Annotated in this window: 1 protein-coding gene (cut by both window edges); it reads right to left on the minus strand. The window is 49.9% G+C overall.

This entire window lies inside a single protein-coding gene on the minus strand: locus OL444_RS23130, encoding a non-ribosomal peptide synthase/polyketide synthase (RefSeq protein ID WP_264729468.1). The 91,200-nt coding sequence extends 25,830 nt beyond the window's left edge and 41,524 nt beyond its right edge, so the window shows coding positions 41,525-65,370, spanning codon 13,842 (partial) through codon 21,790 (complete); the first complete codon in reading order (the gene reads right to left) occupies positions 23,842 to 23,844. Both codon boundaries (start and stop) fall beyond the window edges.

The raw sequence follows: 23,846 nt of genomic DNA on the forward strand, positions 1-23,846 counted from the left end.
CAAGGCATGAATGGTTTTATCAGCAGGATAAGTACGTGCCGTATCATTCCAATCATATAAGATCGCTTCATATTGTGCAGCATTCAGGTGTACCAATGCTGCCGTAGTGATAGCAGGATCTGCAATCAATTGTGAAACAATCAGGTCCATACCTTTCAACAGCTGGGCAATCATTTCTTCATGGAATAATTCACCTGCATATTTCAGCGTGTAGTGAATGATACCACCGCGCTCTGCTGCCACCACACCCAGCGGATAATCCATCTTCTCCATACTATCCCGGAAAGCCAAAGACAATAAGGCTTCCCCTTCTCCACCACTACCTACCGGCACCGGATAGTTTTCGAATACAAAGAGACTGTTGAATAACCGGTCACTTCCCTGCTGTAATTTACCCAGGTGAATATCACTGCGGCTGTTGATTTCATTGATATGCGACTGCAACTCTTTGATAGCAGCAATCACGCTGCCATCCTTGTGTTCCAGGATAACCGGCAAGGTATTGATGTATAAACCCACGCCGTTTTCGATATCATCTACCGGCAGGTTACGACCGGATACGGTCATACCCATGACCGTTGTATGCGTGTTACCATAGAGGCTCAGCTGCCGGTGCCAGCAATATTGCAATACCGCATTGATGGTAAAGCCATTTGCCACGCTCAATCGTTTCAAGGCTTCATAGCGGCCGCCTTCTATGATCAGTGTACTTTCTTTTGGTTCCAGTATATGCCGGTAAGCCGACAGGTGGATATGACGCTGTTCGGGTTTCAACAGGCTGCTCAGGTCTTCCTGATCCTGTAACTGACCTACATAAGACTGCCAGTAAGCTTCATTATCCTGCCGATGTACCTGCAGATAGTGCTGCGACAAGGCATAGCTGCGGTCTTCGCGTACCACTACCGGCTGACCTGCCAGTAATTGCAGATAGGTTTCGTGCAGATAGTTCAGTAACAGTGGCATGCTCCAGCCATCCAGGATGGCATGGTGATTACAGAAGATACAGCTGTAGGCACGGTCTCCGCGTTTCACTACATACACCCGGAACAAATTACCACGGGACAGGTTGAAGGCCTGCGCCCGATCTGTAGCCGCCAGCGTTGTCAGATAAGCTTCCTGTTCTTCCGCCGTCATTTCACTGATATCACTATAGCGCCAATCCAGTTCTCCGTTTTTATCGATGATCTGTATTAATTCTTCTTCCCATCCGAAACGTAGGCGCAATACGCTGTAACGCGCCTGGGTATATTTCCAGGCCTCCCGCAGCAACGATACTTCCATCGGGTTATTATAATCCCATAACAACTGTACCCGATAGGCATCATCCACTTCTCCCTGACTCAGGGCATGGTAAATAAAGCCTTCCTGCAGACTGCCTGCCAGATACACCCCTGTTATTTCCTGCGTATCCTGCAAACGTGACAACCAGGACGGAGAGATAATATGATCCACATCACTGCCCGTCAGGTAACTGCGGGTTAAGCCGCCCAGATAGCTGATCATTGCTTCCAGTATACGCTGGTAAGCTGCTGCCAGCTGTGTTACGACTGCCTCCGTTAACTGACCGGTGATACTGAACTGCAAGCGGCCATTGATCACCAGTCCGTTGATACTGATCAGGTGATGATCTTTATTGGACGGATGGATGGCGATACCACTGTAGTCACTGCTCATACTCCAGCCCGTTCCCGCTTCGCCTTCCGGCCCATCAAACTGCCCCAGGTAGTTAAACACAATACGTGGCAATGCTTCGATATCGTAGCCCAGCAATGCCCCATAGCCGATACCGTTAGCCGGCAACTTCCGCAGCATTTCTTTTGCCGCGATCAGTTGTTCGCCATAATGGCTACCGGTACTGTCAATGGCTACCGGATACATGGTGGTAAACCAACCTATCGTGCGGGTAATATCTATTTTAGCGGATAATGCTTCACGGCCATGGCCTTCCAGCAATACATAGTGACGCTCCTGCCCGGTCAGTTCTGCCAGGGCGAGGCCCAATGCACTTAATAAAATATCATTGATGCGGGTATTATATACCTGACCGGTGTGACGTAACAACTGGTCGGTACGTTGCTCATCGAGCAACAAGGTAGCCTGGTGTTGTTCCGGTACCTGTAAGCCGGCCAGCAGGGCGTTACCTGCTATTATGCCCGGCTGCAGGGCAGTCCACCAGGTGCGTTCCGTTCCATCCTCGTCGGCATAGGTAGCCACCTGGTTTACCCATTGGCGGTAACTGCTGCCTTTCTCTCCCAGTATAGCCGTTGCCGGTATACTTTCCAGTGTAGCTGTTTCCGTTATACCAGACAAGTGACGGTACACCTGCTCCAGGTCTCCCAGCAGGATACGCCAGCTCACCCCATCGATCAGCAGGTGATGTACCGCCAGATAGAGGCGTGCACGACCATCTGTATAACCATCCAGGTAACCGATCTGTAATAATTTATCGCCATAGATATCAAAATCACTTTGCCAGCTGGTGAGGGTAGCTGCCAATGCTTCCGCATTTTCCGCCGTGCTCACATCCAGGTAGTGGATTGCTGCTGCCGTGATGGCTTCCCGGTAGTATTGCGTACCGTCCTTGCGGTAGCGTAAGCGTAAACCATCGTGGTAGTTCAATACTTTCACAATCGTATGTTCCAGCAAGGTTTTATCCAGCACCGGTACATTGATCAGGAACGACTGGTTCCAGTGGTGATAGGCCGGCAACAGTCCTTTGTCTACATTGTCGAAGAACCAGGACTGGATCGGCAGCAATGGCACGTTGCCTGTCAGGATACCCTGCTCTGTTTCCAGCTGTACGGCCTGTTGGGCAGGATCTGCTATCACGTTTGTATACAAGGCGGCAATGGTCCGGTGACGGAAGATATCCTTCACCGTTACCTGAATACCGGCCTGCTGCCGCAAACGGCTCGTCAGCTGGATACTCACGATACTATCTCCTCCCAGGTGGAAGAAGTCATCATCAATACCTACTTTGTCTGCAGCAATACCCAATACCTGACCAAAGATCTCACACATAATCTCCTGTGCCGCATTTTCCGGTGCACGGTAATGATCGGTATCTGTAAACTGGGGTTCCGGTAAGGCCCTGCGATCCAGTTTACCATTGATCGTTAATGGCAGCTGGTACAGGTGTATCAGGGCAGATGGTATCATATATTCCGGCAGCGCAGCACCCAGGTATGCTTCCAGCACCTGTTGATCCAGTGCCGCATCTGCCACGTAGTAACCTGCCAGGTATTTATTGCCACCTGTCTGTTCTTTCACCAGCACCACGGCTTGTCTGATGCCCGGATAAGTAGCCAGGCGGTTTTCTATCTCTCCTAATTCAATCCGGTAACCGCGCACCTTCACCTGGAAGTCCGCACGACCGATGTATTCTATATTTCCATCCGGTATATATCTCACCAGATCCCCCGTCTTATAGAGGCGATCCTGCAGATCGAATGGATTGGTGATAAAGCGTTCCTGCGTTAACGTTGGCTGATTCAGGTAGCCTCTTGCTACACCGGCGCCACCCAGGTACAGTTCTCCTACCGCGCCCACCGGTACCGGACGCAGTTCGCTATCCAGTATAAAGGCAGTCGTATTGGCTATCGGACGACCGATCAGGTGCGTATCTCCCGCTATAATCTGTTTACCGGTGGCATAAATACTGGCCTCCGTTGGGCCGTAATAGTTATACAACCGTTTTTGTTCAGACCAGTACTTCCCTGTTTCAGGTGGGCATGTTTCACCCGCATACACAATCGCACGCAAGGATGGATAAGCTGTCCGCGGCAGCACCGATAACATCACCGGTGGCAGATACGTGTATTCAATGTCATGCGCCAGCAGGTAGCTGCTGATCGCATCTGCATCGGTGCGCAGTGATTCGCTTAACAAGTGCAGTTCATTACCGTATAACAAGGCGATAAAGAATTCAGACACCGATACGTCGAATACATAAGCCGTATAGGCAGTGATACGACTGGCAGCCGTGAAGTCGTAAGCTTCGCGGATACAATTCAGTGTATTCAGTACGCTGCGATGTTCTACCATCACGCCTTTTGGCTGACCGGTAGTACCGCTCGTGTAGATCACATAAGCCAGGCCTTCCGGACGATTGGCTACTGCGATATTTTCTTCCGCATAACCTGCCAATACTTCCTGCAGGCTATTACTATCCAGACTTTCTACTGTCAGTGGTAAGTCTGCCGCCAGCGCCTGCAGTTTTTCCTGATGCGCTGTATTACTTAACACCACGCTCACACCGGTATCTGTCAGCATAAACGTTAACCGGTCATTGGGATAACCAGGATCCATTGGTACATAAGCGCCGCCGGTTTTGAGTACTGCCAGGATAGCGATCAGCATATGTTCCGAACGATCCAGGCAAAGTGCCACCCGGTCTTCCGGTTGAATGTGGTAAGTAGTTTTCAGGTAAGCGGCCAGCTGATTAGCCCGTACATTCAACGTGGCGTAAGTCAACCTGGTATTTTCAAATACCAGTGCAGTAGCATCCGGTGTTGCTGCCACCTGTGCCTCAAACAAGCTATGAATCGTTTCATCAGACGGGTAAGCAGCCGCCAGGTTATTCCAGTCGTACAGGATGGCTGCCTCCTGTTCTGCATTCAGGTAATGCAATGCTTTCAGCGGTGTATCCCGTAGCTGCGGATTACGCAGTGCGGCCAGCTGTTGCAGGATTTCCTGATAGGTAACAATATATCTTTCAATGGTAGCTGTCTCATAAAGACTGGTGGCATAGTTAAACATACCCACGATCTGTTCTCCGCTGTCGTCCATCGTAGTAGAGAGATCGTATTTGGCTACGCTGTAACCGCTGCCACTGGCATAAGCTGTAAACAGGTCGTTCTGTGATTCTTCTCCACCAAAATGCTGCACGCTAAAGAATACCTGGAAGACAGGATGGCGCGAAGTATCCGGCTCTACATCCAGTTCGTCCACCAGTTTTTCAAATGGTAAATCCTGGTGTAATTGTGCTCCTATTACGGAAGCCCCTACCTGCCGGATAAAGTCGGTGATGCGTTGTTGCGGATCTATCTCTTCCCGCAATGCCAATGTATTGACGAAGAAGCCGATGAGATCTGCTATTTCCCGATAGTGCCGGTTGGATACCGGGCTACCCAGTACGATATTTCGTTGATTACTATAGCTGCCCAGTAATAAGTAATACCCACTCAGCAACAGGCTGAACATACTTACTTCCAGCTCACGCGATAAGGCTCTTAAGTCTTCGCTGATGGTTTTATCGATCGCAAAAACAACATCTGCTCCTTCATAGCTGACCTGTACCGGACGCGGTTTATCTGTTGGCAGGTGCAGGGTTTCGTAACCGGATAATTTATTACGCCAGTAACCCAATTGTTTTTCCAGCACGGCGCCGCTCAGGTAAGTACGCTGCCATAGTGCAAAGTCTTTGTATTGCAGCGTCAACGCCGGCAATACATACCGGCCGGCTTTAGCTGTATCCTGTGTGCGTATGGCTTCATAATAAGCATAATGTTGCAGCAGTTCGCGCAGCAGAATATCGGTAGACCAGCCGTCGAATGCAATGTGGTGCAGTACAATATCCAGGTAGTGTTCAACCGTACCGGATGAAGTATACAAGGTATAAACCCCCATCAATACCGGATAGGCAGCATCCAGTTTAAAGACATGATTGGCGGTGGCAGCCAGGGCTTCATGCAGGGCTTCCACGGTGTACAATTCTTCCTGCCGGATCACCACCGGATCTGGCAGCACCTGCTGATATCCTTTACCTGTTTCGTTTATTTTAATGATACTGCGTAATACTTCATGCCGGTCTACAATGGCATGCAACGCCTGTAAGAGGCTACCTATATGCGTATCCGGCTGCAGTTTCAATACGACCGGAATATTATAGGCATTGCTGCCGCCTTCGTAGTTTTCGATGAACCACAGTCGTTCCTGTGCAAAAGACAACAGTTGCGCAGTGGGGTCTGTTACCACCGGCGCCGTGATCTTCACGCTATCGCTTACACCACTGATCAGCTGATCCGCCAGTTTACGGATCGTTCTGCCGGTAAAGATGGCAGATACGTTAATCGTCGTATCCAGCGCTTTATTCAGGCGGTTCACCAGGCGGATGGCCAGGATACTGTTACCACCCAGGCGGAAGAAGTCATCATGAACACCGATCGTTCCGGTGTCTATCCCCAACACCTCTCCGAATACCGCACAGAGTTTTTCTTCTGTCGCATTTACCGGTTGCTGGTAGTTATGGGTATCTGTGAAATGTGGTTCCGGTAAGGCGCGCCGATCCAGTTTACCGTTGATCGTCAGCGGCAATGCTGCCAGCTGAATGAACACCGAAGGCACCATATATGCAGGTAACGTTGTTTCCAGGTAAGCAATCAACAAGGACTCATCGATTGCTTCTCCGGCTACATAGTAAGCCACCAGGTATTGGTTACCACCTGTCTGCTCTTTCACCAGCACCACCGTTTGTTTGATATCTCCATAAGTAGCTAAACGACTTTCTATTTCGCCCAGCTCAATACGGTAACCGCGCATCTTCACCTGGAAGTCCGTACGGCCCAGGTATTCGATGTTACCATCTGGCAAGTATTTCACTAAGTCGCCCGTTTTATACAAACGACTGCCATCCTGTGCAAACGGATTGTTCACAAACCGTTCGCGGGTCAGTTCCGGCTGATTCAGATAACCACGGGCCACACCGGCGCCACCAATGTACAATTCACCAGCTGCACCTACCGGTACCGGACGCAGTTCACGATCCAGTACGTATACGGTGGTGTTGGACAGCGGACGACCAATCGGAATCACACCAGACGACAGTTCGCGGTAATCATTACATAAATAAGTAGTCGTAAACGTGGTACCCTCCGTAGGGCCGTAACCGTTAACCACCTTCACCGTCGTATCTCTTTCCAGTAATCTTTCCACGTGCGCATAGGAGATCTGCTCCCCACCTGCTACTACATATTTCAGTTGTTGCAGGTAAGGCAGCTCTTCATCCACCAGGCGATGGAAGAGCGACGTCGTGATAAAGCAGATGGTAATGTTGTTGTGTTCCATCACACTTTCCAGTTGCTGCATATCCAGGAACACTTCTTTCGCTGCAATTACCAGGGTGCCGCCATTTAAGAAAGCACCGAAAATATCGAACACAGAGCCATCGAAGGCATAGTTGGCAATCGCCAGTATTTTATCTGTAGCGGTAAATCTTACATAGTCTACATTCCGTACCAGGCGGTTTACACTCTTGTGCTCTACCATTACCCCTTTCGGCATACCGGTAGTACCGCTCGTGTACATCACATACGCCAGGTGATCCGCGCCATTGATATAAGGCAGGTTCACATTCGGGTAAGCATCCAGCGAAGCTGCAAATGTTGGTGTATCTATCAACGCCGTTACAATATTGGTATCAGCCGTAATACCACTCATTTTTTCCTGATGTATGGCATTAGTCAGTACCACCTTCACAGCGGTATCCTGGAGGATATAACGGATACGGTCGTCCGGATACGCGGTATCAATTGGCACATACGCACCACCGGCTTTTAAGATAGCCAGAATCGAGATCATCATCTGTTCCGTACGATCCAGGTACAGGGCCACCAGGTCATCGGCCTGTATCGCATACGTTGTACGCAGATACGCTGCCAGCTGATTGACTTTCGCGTTCAGTGCAGCATAAGTCAGACTGACATCTTCATATACCAATGCGATGGCATCCGGCGTAGCCGCTACCTGTGCTTCAAACAGCTGCTGAATTGGTTTATCTGCAGGATAAGCGCAGGCCGTATCATTCCAGTCATGAATAGTCTGTTGATACTGATCGCGGTTCAGGTGCGTCAGTGCGGTAGTCGTAATAGCCGGCTGTGATGTCAGCTGAGCTACCATCCCTTCTATACCGGTCAGCAGCTGTTGTATCATCTCTTCACTGAACAGTTCACCTGCATATTTCACCGTGCAGTGAACCGCATCGCCGCCTTCATGGGCAACGATACCCAGCGGGTAATCCAGCTTTTCTATACCGGCACGGAACTTCAACGACAGGGTAGCTTCTCCGCTTTCATCTGCGTCGCTACCTGTTGGTACCGGATAGTTTTCAAATACAAACAGGCTATTGAACATCCGGTCACTGCCCTGTTGCAGTTTACCGAGATGTATGTCGCTCCGGCTGTTGATTTCTGTAATATGTGACTGCAGTTCTTTAATCGCTGCGATCACGGTATTGTCTGTATGTTCCAGGATAACCGGCAACGTATTAATGTACAAGCCTACTCCCTGTTCAATATCATCTATCGGCAGGTTACGACCCGATACGGTCATCCCTACTACCGTGGTGCGGCTGTTGCCATAGAGGCTCAGTTGCCTGTGCCAGCCATATTGCAATACCGCATTGATGGTAAAGCCGTGGACAGCGCATAAACGTTTCAATGCTTCATACTGTGTGCCGGTAATATGCAGCGTGCTTTCTACCGGTTCCAGTATGTGTCTGTAGGCCGACAGATTGATATGCCGTTGTTCCGGTCTTAACAGCTGGCTCAGCTCTTCCTGCTCTTCCAGCAGGCGAACAGATTGCTGCCAGAATGCTTCATTATCCTGCCGGTGTTGCTGCAGATAGTGCTGGGAAAGTGCGTAGCTACGGTCTTCCCGTACGGTTACTGTTTCACCTTCCAACAGCTGCAGGTATACTTCATGTACATAATTGAGCAGCAACGGCATACTCCAGCCATCCAGTATCGCATGGTGATTGCTGAATACGCAGGTGTAGCTGCGGTCTCCACGTTTCACCAGGTAAATTCTAAACAGGTTACCATCAGCCAGGTCGAAGGCCAGCGAACGATCTGTAACAGATAACGTGGCGAGGTAACGATCCTGTTCCACAGGATTGCTATCGCTGATATCGATATATCTCCAATCGAGTACACCGGTTTTATCAATGATCTGTACCAGTTCTTCTTCCCAACCAAACCGCAGGCGTAATACGCTGTAACGCTGCTGCGCATAACTCCAGGCATTTTGCAGCAATACTACATCCAGGGCATTGTGATAATCCCAGGAGAGCTGCACGCGGTAAGCGTCATCTACCTCACCCTGGTTCAGGGCATGATAGATAAATCCTTGTTGTAAGCTACCTGCCAGGTATATGTTGGCAATTTCGCGGGATGCCTGTAATTGTTCCAGCCAGGAAGCAGAGACCACATTTTCCACATCGCTCACCGTTAAGTAGCTGCGTTCGCGGCTGCCCAGGAAAGTAATCATTTCTTCCAGCGTACGATGGTAATGATCCGCCAGCGCGGTAATGGTGGCTGCCGGGAAGTTGCCCGTTACACTAAACTGTAAACGGCCATCTATCACATACCCGTTAATATTCAGGAGATGATGATTTTTATTCGCCGGATCGGAAGCCACGCCACTGTATTCACTGCTGACAGTCCAGGCACTGTTATCTGTTGTTTCCGGTCCATCGAACTGTCCGAGGTAGTTGAAGCTGATCTGCGGCAAGGTACCTCCTTCATAGCCCAACAGCGCACCATAGCCGATACCATTACCTGGTATGTTCCGCAGCATTTCTTTTGTTGCTACCAGTTGTGCGCCGTAATCTTTACCACTACTTACAATTTCAATCGGGTACATGGTCGTAAACCAACCGGTAGTATGGGTAATATCAATAGTAGCGGATAACGTTTCGCGGCCATGGCTTTCCAGTAAGATATAGTGCCGGTCTGTTCCGGTTATCTGTGATAACGCAGCGCCCAATGCACTTAACAATATATCATTGATCTGGGTGTTGTAGACATGTGCCGTATGGCGCAGCAGTAAATCTGTACGTTGTTCATCCAGCGACAGTGCCGCATAGTTTTCTTCCGGTATGCGCAGGCTGTTGAGTAAGGCATTACCGGCAGTTACGCCTGCTGCCAAGGTAGCCCAGTAAGCTTTTTCCGTTGTCTCCTGCTGACCAGGCAACGTAGCATATGTGGCCAGCTGATGCACCCATTGGCGGTAACTACTACCTTTATCGCCCAGTATAGTCGTGGCTGTTACTGTTTCCAGTGTAGCCTTATCTGTTATGCCGGACAGGTAACGGTAAATTCTTTCCATATCCGCATACAGCACACGCCAGCTTACCCCATCTATCAACAGGTGATGTACCGCCAGATAGATTCTTGCACGGCCATCGGTATATCCTTCCAGATAACCTATCTGTAATAATTTCTCTCCATAAATATCAAAATCACTTTGCCAGCTGGTTAATAGCTGTGCCAGTTCTTCCGGCTCCGATAATGTATTGATATCGAGATAGCGAATGTCTGCTCTCGTTACTGCCGGGCCATAGTATTGTACCCTTGCACGCTGATAGCGTAAACGTAAGCTATCGTGATAATTCAACAACTTCACCACAGTATGTTCCAGCAGGGTTTTATCCAGTACCGGTACATTGATGATGAAAGACTGATTCCAGTGATGATAAGCCGGGAAAGAGCCATTCTCCACATTATCGAAGAACCAGGATTGGATCGGCAATAATCCCACTTCACCAGAGAGGATACCCTGTTCCGTATCCAGTTGCACCCGCTGTTGCTGCGCACTGGCGATCACGTGGGTATATAACGCTGCAATGGTACGATGCCGGAAGATATCCTTCACCGTTACGTGCAGTCCCAGCTGTTGCCGTAAGCGGCTCACCAGCTGTATACTCACAATACTATCGCCACCCAGGCGGAAGAAGTCATCTTCCACACCGATCTTATCTCCTGCAATCCCCAATACCTGTCCGAATACTTCGCACATCAGCGCCTCTGTTTCATTCTGCGGCGCCTGGTAGTTATTACCATCCGTAAAATGTGGTTCCGGCAAAGCACGGCGATCCAGTTTTCCATTGGCCGTCAGTGGTAATACCAACAGGTGTACCAGCGCTGCCGGTACCATGTAGGAAGGCAGGTAAGCGCCCAGGTATTCCTGCAGGCTTTGCTGCGCTATTGGCTCATCGGCCACATAGTAACCCGCCAGGTATAATCCGCTGCCGGACAAGGCTTGTTTGGCCAATACCACCGCCTGTTTAATGCCCGGATAAGCAGCCAGGCGGTTTTCAATTTCACCCAGTTCAATACGGTAACCCCGGATCTTCACCTGGAAGTCCGTACGGCCTCTGTATTCCAGATTACCATCCGGCAGGAACCTCACCAGGTCACCGGTTTTATACAAACGGCCTGTTTCCCGGAAAGGATGCCGGATAAATCGTTCCCCCGTTAACGTAGGCTGATGCAGGTAGCCACGGGCCACACCGGCACCGCCGATATACAGCTCACCCGCAGCACCTACCGGCACCGGACGCAGTTCGCTGTCCAGTACATACACTTCCATATTGCCGATCGGGCGACCGATATTGGCAGTATTATCTCCTGCCGTATAAGGATGAATCGTTGTACATACGGTTGCTTCCGTCGGACCATATTCATTCAGCAAGATGCCTGCATAGCCACTGTCTTTCAGATCCGGCAGCTGTTCACCACCGGTGTAAATGAGTGCCAGCGATACCGGCGCAGACAGGAATTCGCGCAACAGCGCAGATGGGATAAACGTTACCCTGATCTGATGTTGTTCAATATAGGTACGCAATGCATCCGGCGACGTTCTCAGTTTATCGCTGAACAGATACAGGCTGTTACCATTACTTAATATCGGGAAGGCTTCGTATACAAATGCATCAAATACATAGTTGGAATAGCAACCAATATTGGTGTGCTGATCCAGCTGATGCACCGGAATTAATTCTGTAATGAGGTTGATCACCCCGTGGTGTTCTACCATTACCCCTTTAGGCTTACCGGTGGTACCACTGGTGTAGATCACATAAGCCAGGTGGCTAGCAGCTGCAATCGCTACCGGATTTTGCGGAGCATAACGGGAGAAGGTGGCCTGCCATATTCCGGCTGTATCTATCGCTTCGATGTTGGCTGTTGCTTCCAGCCTTGTGAGCATCGGCACATGTATTTCATTCGTCAACACGGCCCGTACACCGGTATCTTCCAGGATGTAGGCGATCCTTTCTGCCGGATAGCCAGGATCCATTGGCACATAGGCGCCGCCGGCTTTCAGTACCGCCAGTATGGCGATCAGCAAATGTTCGGTACGATCCAGACATAACGCTACCAGGTCGTCGGGCTGAATAGCATAGGCATCACGTAGCCAGGCGGCCAGCTGATTGGCTTTGGCATTCAGTTCGCCATAGGTCAGGCGCACGTCTTCATACACCAGCGCCGTAGCGTCAGGCTGTGCAGCCGCCTGTTCTTCAAACAACTGGTGAATGGTTTTATCGGCCGCATAGGCACGCGCCGTATTATTCCAGTCGTACACAATTTCAGCTTGTTGCACCGGATGCAGGTAACGCAATGCTTTCAGCGGCAAGCTACGGTTGGCAGCATCTTTCAGGGATGCCAGCTGCGTTAGTATTTCCTGATAAGTCACAATCCATCTTTCGATGGTAGCTGCTTCAAAGAGATGTACTGCGTAGTTAAACACACCGCTGATCTCTTCTCCACTATCATCCATCGTGGTAGTGACATCGTATTTGGCGATACTATACTGGGTATCTCCGCCATATGGTGCAAACAACCGGTTGGCCGCTTCTCCTTCTCCAAAGTGCTGTATACTGAATACCGCCTGGAATACAGGATGACGCGAAGTATCCGGTTCAATGCCCAGTTCATCTACCAATTTCTCAAATGGCAGATCCTGATGCAGCTGTGCACCGATCACGGACGCACCTACCTGGCGGATAAAGTCTGCCACAGGTTGTTCCGGATTGATGTCTTCCCGCAACGCCAGTGTGTTGACGAAGAAGCCAATCAGATCTGTTATTTCACGATAGTGCCGGTTAGATACCGGTGTACCCAGTACAATATTCCGTTGGTTGCTGTAGCTGCCCAGCAACAGGTAATAACCACTCAGCAAGAGGCTGAACATACTTACCTGCAACTCCTGTGCTACTGCCCGCAGGTCTTCACTGATTGCTTTCTCTATAACAAAAACTATATCTGCTCCTTCATAACTGATCTGTACCGGACGTGGTTTATCGGCCGGCAAATGCAACGTTTCATAGTCTGCCAGCTGATGACGCCAGTAATTCAACTGCCGTTCCAGTACGGTACCTGTCAGGTAATGACGTTGCCACAGTGCAAACTCCCGGTATTGCAGCGATAAGGCCGGTAATACATATTGCGCTGCTGCCGCTGTATCATTAACACGCAATGCTTCGTAGTAGTAATAGCCCTGCATCAGTTCCCGCAACAGGATATCTGTTGACCAGCCATCAAATGCGATGTGGTGCAGCACTACGCCCAGGTAATCTCCCTGTGCATCGTCGGCTGCATGCAGCGTATAAAGGCCTATTAATATAGGATATTCCTGATCCAGTTTAAAGACGTGATTCACCAATTCCACAAAGGCAGCCTGCATCGTTGCGGCGGTATCGAAATCCTTGCGGCGGATTTCCAGCGGATAGCTGTTTTCATCTATCACCTGCTGGTAACCACGGCCTTCCTCATTCATATGAATACGGCTCCTCAATACTTCATGCCGTTGTACAATAGCACGTAATGCCTGCAACAGGCTATCTACCTGTACATCCGGCTGCAGTTTCAGTACCAGCGGAATGTTGTAGGCATTGCTACCGCCTTCATAGTTTTCAATAAACCATAAACGTTCCTGCGCAAAAGACAACAACTGTTCTGTTGGTGCAGACACCGGTGGCGCCACAATTTTCACTTCGTCCGTCACGCCGGTGAGCAGGCGGGCCGCCAGTTTTCGAATAGTTCTGCCCGTGAAGATGGCGGCCACATTCAAGCTCGCATCCAGTTCTTTGTTGATGCGGTTCACCAGGCGGATCGCAGAGATACTATTACCTCCCAGGCGGAAGAAATCTTCGTTCACACTGATGGTAGCAGCATCTACCCCCAGCACTTCACCAAAGATGTGACAGAGGTCTGTTTCTGTTTCATTCGCCGGCGCTTCATAATGATCGGTAGCCGTAAAATAAGGTTCCGGTAAGGCGCGGCGGTCCAATTTACCGTTGACGGTCAGCGGCAACTGGTACAGGTGTACCAATACCGCCGGTATCATGTATTCCGGCAGCGAAGTACCCAGGTAGTCCTGTAACGCTTGCTGATCCAGTACATCATCCGCAACATAATAACCTACCAGGTATTTGCCACTGGCTCCTTCACGCGCCAGTACTACGGCCTGCCGGATATCCGGATGACTGGTCAGGCGGTTTTCTATTTCACCCAGCTCGATACGATAACCACGGATCTTCACCTGTGTATCGGTACGGCCAATATATTCCAGGTATCCATCCGGTAAGTATCTCACCAGATCACCCGTGCGATACAGGCGGGTATTGTATTTATTCTCCGTTGCAGTAACAAAAGGATTGGCAATAAAACGTTCCCCCGTTAACGTAGGTTGATTCAGGTAGCCTCTCGCTACACCGGCACCGCCCAGATACAGCTCTCCTACCGCGCCTACCGGCACCGGTAATAAGTTGGCGGAGAGTACATACACAGTGGTATTCGCCACCGGACGACCAATGCCTTTTCTATCCAGTCCTACGTTCACGATAGACGTAATCGTTGTTTCCGTTGGACCATATTCATCGATCAGCTGATAACGTTCATTACGTAAACGATCGATCAGGGCAGGATTCATATATTCACCACCGGAGATCAGGCGACGCAACGAAACGATGCTATCGAAACTGAATTGTTCCAGGAAGGAAGGCGTACTATGAATATGCGTTACCTGGTTGGTTTGCAGTAAATCATAGAAAGCAGTGGTATTTTCCCATGCGTTTCTGTTCACCAACAACAACCGGTAACCTTGCAGCAACGCCAGCCACATCTGTTCGATTGATGCATCAAACACATAGTTAGCCAGTTGCAATATCACTTCATCTGCTCCCAGTTCATATCGCGCTACCAGGTCTTTGATCAGGTTTACTACGCCACTGTGTTCTACCATTACTCCTTTCGGATAACCAGTGGTACCACTGGTGTAGATCACATAGGCCAATGATGTAGGAAGATGATCCACTGTTTGATCCGTTACCGGATAGGTAGCTAATACTGTTTGCAGCGCATCGCTGTCGAGGGTTACTACCGCCACTTGTTTACCCGTCAGTTTATCGGCATGTATTTCATTCGTCAATATTACTTTCGCACGTGTATCTGTCAGGATATAATCGATTCTCTCCGCAGGATAGGTCGGATCAACCGGCACATAAGCCCCTCCCGCTTTCAGCACACCCAGGATGGCGATCATCAGCTGTTCCGAACGATCCAGGCAAAGCCCGATGAGGTCATCCGGTTGTATATCATAACTGTTACGCAGATACGCTGCCAGCTGGTTTGATTTTTCATGCAGTTCCCGGTAAGTCAGCTGTTGGTCTTCGTATACCAGTGCAATGTTATCTGGCGTAGCCGCTGCCTGCGCAGCAAACAAGGCATGAATGGTTTTATCGGCAGGATAAGTACGCGCCGTATCATTCCAGTCGTAAATAATGGTTTCGTATTGTGCTGCCTCCAGGTGCACCAGTGCGGTGGTCTGGATCAAAGGATCTGCAATCAATTGTGAAATGATGAAGTCCATGCCTTGCAGCAGTTGGGCGATCATTGCTTCATCGAATAATTCACCTGCATATTTCAGCGTGTAGTGAATGATACCACCCCGTTCTGCCGCTACCACACCCAGCGGATAATCCATCTTCTCCACACTATCACGGAAGGCCATCGACAGGACACCAGCTTCACCTGCACTGCCTACCGGCACCGGATAGTTTTCGAATACAAACAGGCTGTTGAACAAACGATCACTTCCCTGTTGTAATTTACCTAAGTGGATATCACTGCGGCTGTTGATTTCATTGATATGCGACTGTAACTCCTTGATGGCTGCTATCACGCTGCCATCCTTATGTTCCAGGATAACCGGCAAGGTATTGATGTATAAACCTACGCTGTTTTCAATATCATCTACCGGCAGGTTACGACCGGAAACGGTCATCCCCATCACCGTGGTGTTGGTGTTGCCATAGAGGCTCAGTTGCCGGTGCCAGCAATATTGTAATGCCGCATTCACGGTAAAGCCATGCGCGACACTCAATCGTTTCAAGGCGTCATATCTGCTACCTTCAATTACCAGACTGCTGGCAGCAGGTTGCAGAATATGCCGGTAAGCCGACAGGTTAATATGTCGCTGTTCCGGTTTCAGCAAGCTATTCAGGTCTTCCTGCTCCTGTAACTGGCCTACGTAAGACTGCCAATAAGCTTCATTATCTTTCCGGTGCACCTGCAGGTAATGCTGCGACAAGGCATAGCTACGATCTTCCCGTACTACTACCTGTTGCCCTGCCAACAGTTGCAGATACACTTCGTGCAGGTAGTTCATCAACAACGGCATACTCCATCCATCCAGGATAGCATGGTGGTTGCTGAAAATACAGCTGTAGGCACGCTCCCCGCGTTTAATCAGGTATACACGGAACAGGTTACCGCGGGACAGGTCGAAGGCCTGCGCCCGATCTGTGGCCGATAAGGCAGTCAGATAAACTTCCTGTTCTGCCGCCGTATTGGTACTGATATCATGGTAGTGCCAATCCAGCTCCCCGGTTTTATCAATGATCTGTACTAATTCTTCTTCCCAGCCGAAACGTAAACGGAGTACACTGTAACGCGCCTGGGTATACTTCCAGGCTTCCCGCAGCAACGTTGCGTCCATTTCGTTGTTATAATCCCATGACAGCTGTACGCGGTAAGCCTCATCTATTTCACCCTGACTCAGGGCATGGTAGATAAAGCCTTCCTGCAGACTGCCCGCCAGGTAGATACCGGTTACTTCCTGTGATGCCTGTAAACGCGACAACCAGGATGGAGAAATGATATGCGCTACATCACTACCCGTTAAATAGGTGCGGGTGATGCTTCCGAGGTAGCTGATCATTTCTTCCAGTATACGCCGGTATTGGCCTGCCAATCGCTCCAGCACAGCAGCGGCCAGGTTACCGGTAAAGCTGAACTGTAAGCGGCCATCTATGATCAGACCATTTATATTCAGCAGATAAGCATCTTTATTAGTTGGATGAATAGCCACACCGCTGTAGTCACTGCTCATGCTCCAGCCTTGTCCATCCTCACTTTCCTGGCCATCAAACTGGCCGAGGTAGTTGAAGAGGATCTGTGGCAATGCCGTGGTATCGTAACCAGACAATGCCCCATAGCCGATACCGTTAGCCGGTATCTTCCGCAGCATTTCTTTAGCTGCAATCAGCTGTTCGCCGTAATGACTGCCACTGCTTTCAATAGCCACCGGATACATGGTAGTAAACCAGCCAATGGTACGGGTGATATCTATTTTAGCAGACAACGCTTCCCTACCGTGGCCTTCCAGCAACACGTAGTGCCGGTCCTGACCTGTCAGCTGCGACAAAGCCAATCCGAGTACACTTAATAAAATATCGTTGATCTGGGTGTTATACACCTGCCCGGTATGACGTAACAGCTGGCCGGTACGTTGTTCATCCAGTAACAGCGAAGCATGTTGCGGCTGTACGGAGGTTTCCAGTGCCGACAGTGCGGCATTACCCGCAGCTATGCCCCCTGTAATATTTGTCCAGTAAGCCTTTTCAACGGCTGGTTGCTGATCAGGTAAGGTGGCATAAGCGGCCACCTGGTTCACCCATTGGCGGTAGCTGCTGCCCTTTTCTCCCAGTATATCCGAAGCGGTTATATTTTTCAGTATAGCCGTATCTGTTATACCTTCCAGGTGACGGTAGATCTGCTCCATATCCGCAAACAGGATACGCCAGCTCACCCCGTCGATCAACAGGTGATGTACCGCCAGGTAAAGGCGTGCACGGCCATCTGTATAACCATCCAGGTAACCGATCTGTAATAATTTATCGCCATAGATATCAAATCCACTTTGCCATTCCGTCAATATATCCGCCAGCTCTTCCGGATTATACAACACGCTTACATCCTGATAACGGATGTCGGCGGTTGTTACGGCTCCGCTGTAGTATTGCGTGTGATCCGCACGATAACGTAAACGTAAGGCATCGTGATAGTTCAGCAGTTTCACGATCGTATGTTCCAGCAAGGTTTTATCCAGCGCCGGTACATTGATCAGGAACGACTGATTCCAGTGATGATAAGCTGGTAAGTGCCCTTTCGCTACATTGTCGAAGAACCAGGATTGGATCGGTAGCAATGCTGCGTCGCCTGTCAGGATGCCCTGCTCTGTTTCCAGCTGTACGGCCTGTTGGGCAGGATCTGCTATCACGTTTGTATACAAGGCGGCAATCGTCCGATGACGGAAGATGTCCTTCACCGTTACCTGAATACCCGCCTGCTGCCGTAAACGGCTGGTCAGCTGGATACTCACGATACTATCTCCTCCCAGGTGGAAGAAATCATCATCAATACCTACCTTATCCGCGGCAATACCCAACACCTGACCAAAGATCTCACACATGATCTCCTGCGTCGCATTTTCCGGCGCACGGTAATGATCGGTGTCTGTAAACTGTGGTTCCGGTAAAGCCCTGCGATCCAGTTTACCATTGATCGTCAACGGCAGCTGGTACAGGTGTATCAGGGCGGACGGTATCATATATTCCGGCAGCGTAGCCCCCAGATGTGCTTCCAGCACCTGTTGATCCAGGGCAGCATCTGCCACGTAGTAACCCGCCAGGTACTTATTGCCGCCGGCTTGTTCTTTCACCAGCACCACCGCTTGTCTGATGCCCGGATAAGCGGCCAGGCGGTTTTCTATCTCTCCTAATTCAATACGGTAACCGCGCACCTTCACCTGGAAGTCGGCACGACCGATATAGGCGATATTTCCATCCGGCATATATCTCACCAGGTCGCCCGTCTTATAGAGGCGATCCTGCGGATCGAATGGATTGGTGATAAAGCGTTCCTGCGTTAACGTTGGCTGATTCAGGTAGCCTCTCGCTACACCCGCGCCACCCAGGTACAGTTCTCCTACCGCCCCTACCGGTACCGGACGCAGTTCACTGTCCAGTATAAAGGCAGTCGTATTGGTCACCGGACGACCGATCAGGTGCGTATCTCCCGCTATTATCTGTTTACCGGTAGCATAAATACTCGCCTCCGTTGGGCCGTAATAGTTATACAACCGTTTTTGCTCAGACCAGTATTTACCTGTTTCCGGCGGACATGGTTCACCCGCATACACAATCGCACGCAAGGATGGATAAGCTGTCCGCGGCAATACCGACAACATCACCGGTGGCAGATAGGTATATTCAATTTCATTTGTCAATAAGTACTGACTGATCGCATCAGCATCTGTCCGCAACGATTCGCTCAACAGGTGCAGTTCATTACCATATAACAAGGCGATGAAGAATTCTGATACGGATACGTCGAATACATAAGCCGTATAGGCTGTGATACGACTGGCGGCCGTGAAGTCGTACGCTTCGCGGATACTATTCAGCGTATTCAGCACGCTGCGGTGTTCTACCATCACGCCTTTCGGCTGACCGGTAGTACCACTCGTATAGATCACATAAGCCAGACCGGAAGGCTGATGCACTGCGGCCAGGTTTTCTGTTGGATAGCCGGATAATACCAGCTGCAACGCCACCTCATCGATGCTTTCCACTACCAGCGGCAAGTCTGCCGATAGGGTCTGCAGTTTTTCCTGATGTACGGCATTACTCAGTACCACTTTCACACCGGTATCAGTCAGGATATAGGCCAGGCGATCATTGGGATAACCAGGGTCCATCGGCACATACGCACCGCCGGTTTTGAGTACCGCCAGAATAGCGATCAGCATATGTTCTGAACGATCCAGGCAAAGCGCTACCGGTTCTTCCGGCTGAATATGGTAAATACTTTTCAGGTAAGCTGCCAGCTGATTGGCCCGTTCATTTAATACCGCATAGGTCAGTTTCACGCCTTCATATACCAGGGCGGTATCATTTGGCGTGGCAGCTGCCTGTATTTCAAACAACTGATGGATGGTTTTATCTGATGGATAAACAGCTGTCGTGCTATTCCAATCATACAGGATAGCTGCTTCCTGTTCCGCATTCAGATAACGCAGGGCTTTCAGCGGTGTATGCCGCAGCTCCCGATTGCGCAGGGTGGCCAGCTGACCTAATATTTCCTTATAGGTAACAATGTACCGCTCAATGGTAGCCGCATCAAACAAACTTGTTGCATAGTTGAAGCTACCGCCGATTTCTGCCCCTCCGTCATCTGATAACGTAGTAGAGATATCGTATTTGGCGACATGATAATCATCTGTACCGTTATGTAAAGTAAAGACGTTGTCGGTGGTTTCTCCTGCGCCGAAATTCTGTACGCTGAACATCACCTGGAATACCGGATGACGGGACAGATCCGGTTCTACATTCAATTCGTCTACCAGTTTTTCAAATGGTAAGTCCTGATGCAACTGCGCATCTATCACAGCCGCCCCCACCTGCCGGATGAAGTCGGCCACGGATTGTTCCGGATCAATATCCTTACGCAATGCCAGTGTATTAACAAAGAAGCCGATGAGGTCTGCGATCTCGCGGTAATGACGGTTCGACACCAGGGTACCCAGTACGATATTCCGTTGATTACTGTAGCTGCCCAACAACAGGTAATAGCCACTCAGCAAAAGGCTGAACATACTTACTTCCAGCTCACGCGATACTGCACGCAGGTCGTCGCTGGTGGCACGGTCTATTGTGAAAACGATATCTGCCCCTTCGTAGCTGATCTGCGCCGGACGAGGTCTGTCTGCAGGCAGGTGCAAGGTTTCATAATCCGACAATTGTGTCTTCCAGTAAGAGAGCTGTTTATCCAGCACCACCCCACTCAGGTGGGTACGTTGCCACAGCGCAAAGTCTTTGTACTGCAAAGGCAAAGCAGGCAGTACATACTTACCGGCACTTTCGGTATCATTTATCCGTATTGCCTCGTGGTAGTAATAAGCCTGCAACAGTTCGCGCAGCAGGATATCGGTAGACCAGCCATCAAACGCAATGTGATGTAATACAATACCCAGGTAATACACCGGTGTATCCGCATCTACCCTATACAGGGCTGCTATCAACGGATATTCCGTATCCAGCTTAAATATATGATTGGCAGTAACGGCCAGCGCGGCTGTCAGTTCCGCTTCGTTATGCAAGGTTTGCTGACGAATCTCCAGTGGATGCAAATGATCATCCATTACCTGCTGGTAACCTTTACCGGCTTCGTTGATATGAATATGGCTTCTTAATACTTCATGCCTGTGTACCACCGTACGCAAGGCCTGTATGAGGCTATCCACCTGTACATCCGGCTGCAGTTTCAATACCACCGGAATGTTGTAGGCATTGCTGCCACCTTCGTAGTTTTCGATGAACCACAAACGTTCCTGTGCGAAAGACAACAACTGTTCTGTTGGATCCGCTACTACCGGTGCCGTGATGATTACCTCATCGCTGGCACCACTGATCAGTTGATCCGCCAGCTTACGGATGGTTCTGCCGGTAAAGACAGCCGATACATTGATGCGGGTGTTGAGTACTTTATTCAGGCGGTTTACCAGGCGGATGGCCAGGATACTGTTACCTCCCAGGCGGAAGAAGTCATCATGTACGCCGATGGCTGTTACCTCCAATCCCAATACTTCTCCGAACACGTCGCACAGCTTTTCTTCCGTAGCATTGGTAGGTTGCTGGTAGTTATTGGTGTCCGTGAAATGTGGTTCCGGTAACGCGCGCCGATCCAGTTTACCGTTGATCGTCAGTGGTAACTCCTCCAGATAGATGAATGCGGAAGGTATCATGTATGCCGGCAGGGAAGTTTCCAGATAAGTCACCAACAATTGGTCGGCTATCGCTTCCGGCGCTACGTAATAAGCCGCCAGGTATTGGTTGCCACCAGTCTGTTCTTTCACCAGTACCACCGTTTGTTGAATGCCGGTATAAGTAGCTAAACGGTTTTCTATTTCGCCCAGTTCTATACGGTAACCACGCATCTTCACCTGGAAGTCCGTACGGCCCAGGTATTCGATGTTACCATCCGGTAAGTATTTCACTAAGTCACCCGTTTTATACAAACGGCTGCCATCCTGTGCAAATGGATTGTTGACAAACCGTTCGCGGGTCAGTTCCGGCTGATTCAGGTAACCACGGGCCACACCCGCGCCGCCGATGTAGAGTTCACCAGCCGCACCAACTGGCGCCGGACGCAGTTCACTATCCAGTATATACACAGTGGTGTTGGACAACGGACGGCCAATCGGAATCACACCGGACGACAGTTCGCGGTAGTTGTTACATAAGTAAGTAGTCGTAAACGTGGTACCCTCCGTAGGGCCGTAACCGTTAACGATCTTCACCATCGTATCTCTTTCCAATAATCTCTCCACGTGGGCGTAAGAAATCTGCTCTCCTCCCGCTACTACGTATTTCAGTTGCTGCAGGTAAGGCAATTCTTCATCCACCAGGCGATGGAAGAGCGACGTGGTGATAAAGCAGATGGTAATGTTGTTGTGCTCCATCACAGTTTGCAACTGCTGCATATCCAGGAACACTTCTTTCGCTGCAATCACCAAGGTACCGCCATTTAACAAGGCGCCGAAAATATCAAACACAGAGCCATCGAAGGCATAGTTGGCGATTGCCAGTATTTTATCCGTAGCTGTAAATTTCACATAGTCTACATTCCGCACCAGGCGGTTTACGCTCTTGTGTTCCACCATCACCCCTTTCGGCATACCTGTGGTACCACTCGTGTACATCACATACGCCAGGTGATCCGCACCATTGATATAAGGCAGGTTCACATCCGGGTAAACATCCAGCGAAGCTGCAAATATTTCCGTATCTATCAATGCCGTTACAATGCTGGTATCTGCCGTAATACCTGTCAGTTTTACTGCATGTACTTCATTGGTCAATACTACTTTCACAGCAGTATCCTGGAGGATATAACGGATACGGTCATCCGGATACGCGGTATCAATCGGCACATACGCACCACCGGCTTTTAAGATAGCCAGGATCGAAATCATCATATGCTCTGTACGATCCAGGTATAAGGCCACCAGGTCATCGGCCTGTATCGCATACGTTGTACGCAGATAACCTGCCAGCTGATTCGCGCGGGCATTTAATTCCGCATAGGTGAAATGCTGGTCTTCAAATACCAGCGCCACCTGATCCGGCATGGTTGCCGCCAGCTCTTCAAACAATTGCTGGATAGGCTGATCTGCCGGATAAGGACGGGTTGTATCATTCCAATCACGTACGAGCGTCTGCGCAGCCGCCGGGTGCAGGTAATGCAGTGCCTTTAATGGTATGTGTTGCTGCTGGCCATTCCGAAGCGCTGCCAGTTGTTGTAATATTTCTTTATAGGTAACAATGTATTGATCGATGGTAGCGGCATCAAACAAGCTGGTAGCATAGTTGAATACCCCGCCAATCACGTCGCCGCTATCGTCTAGCGTGGTTGTGAGATCATATTTAGCTACACTGCCTTCTTCTCCGCTTCTATAGGCCGAGAACAATTGTTCTGTGCCTTCTCCACCTGCAAAATGCTGGATATTAAACAGCACCTGGAAGACAGGATGGCGCGAAGTATCCGGCTCTACTTTCAGTTCATCCACCAGTTTCTCAAATGGCAGATCCTGGTGCAGCTGCGCTGCTACTACGGAACTACCTACCTGGCGGATAAAGTCTGTAATGGTTTGTTCCGGATTGATTTCTTCGCGGAATGCGAGGGTATTCACGAAGAAACCGATAAGATCAGCGATTTCGCGGTAAT

It is taken from the genome of Chitinophaga nivalis (assembly GCF_025989125.1).
GTDB classification, from domain to species: domain Bacteria; phylum Bacteroidota; class Bacteroidia; order Chitinophagales; family Chitinophagaceae; genus Chitinophaga; species Chitinophaga nivalis.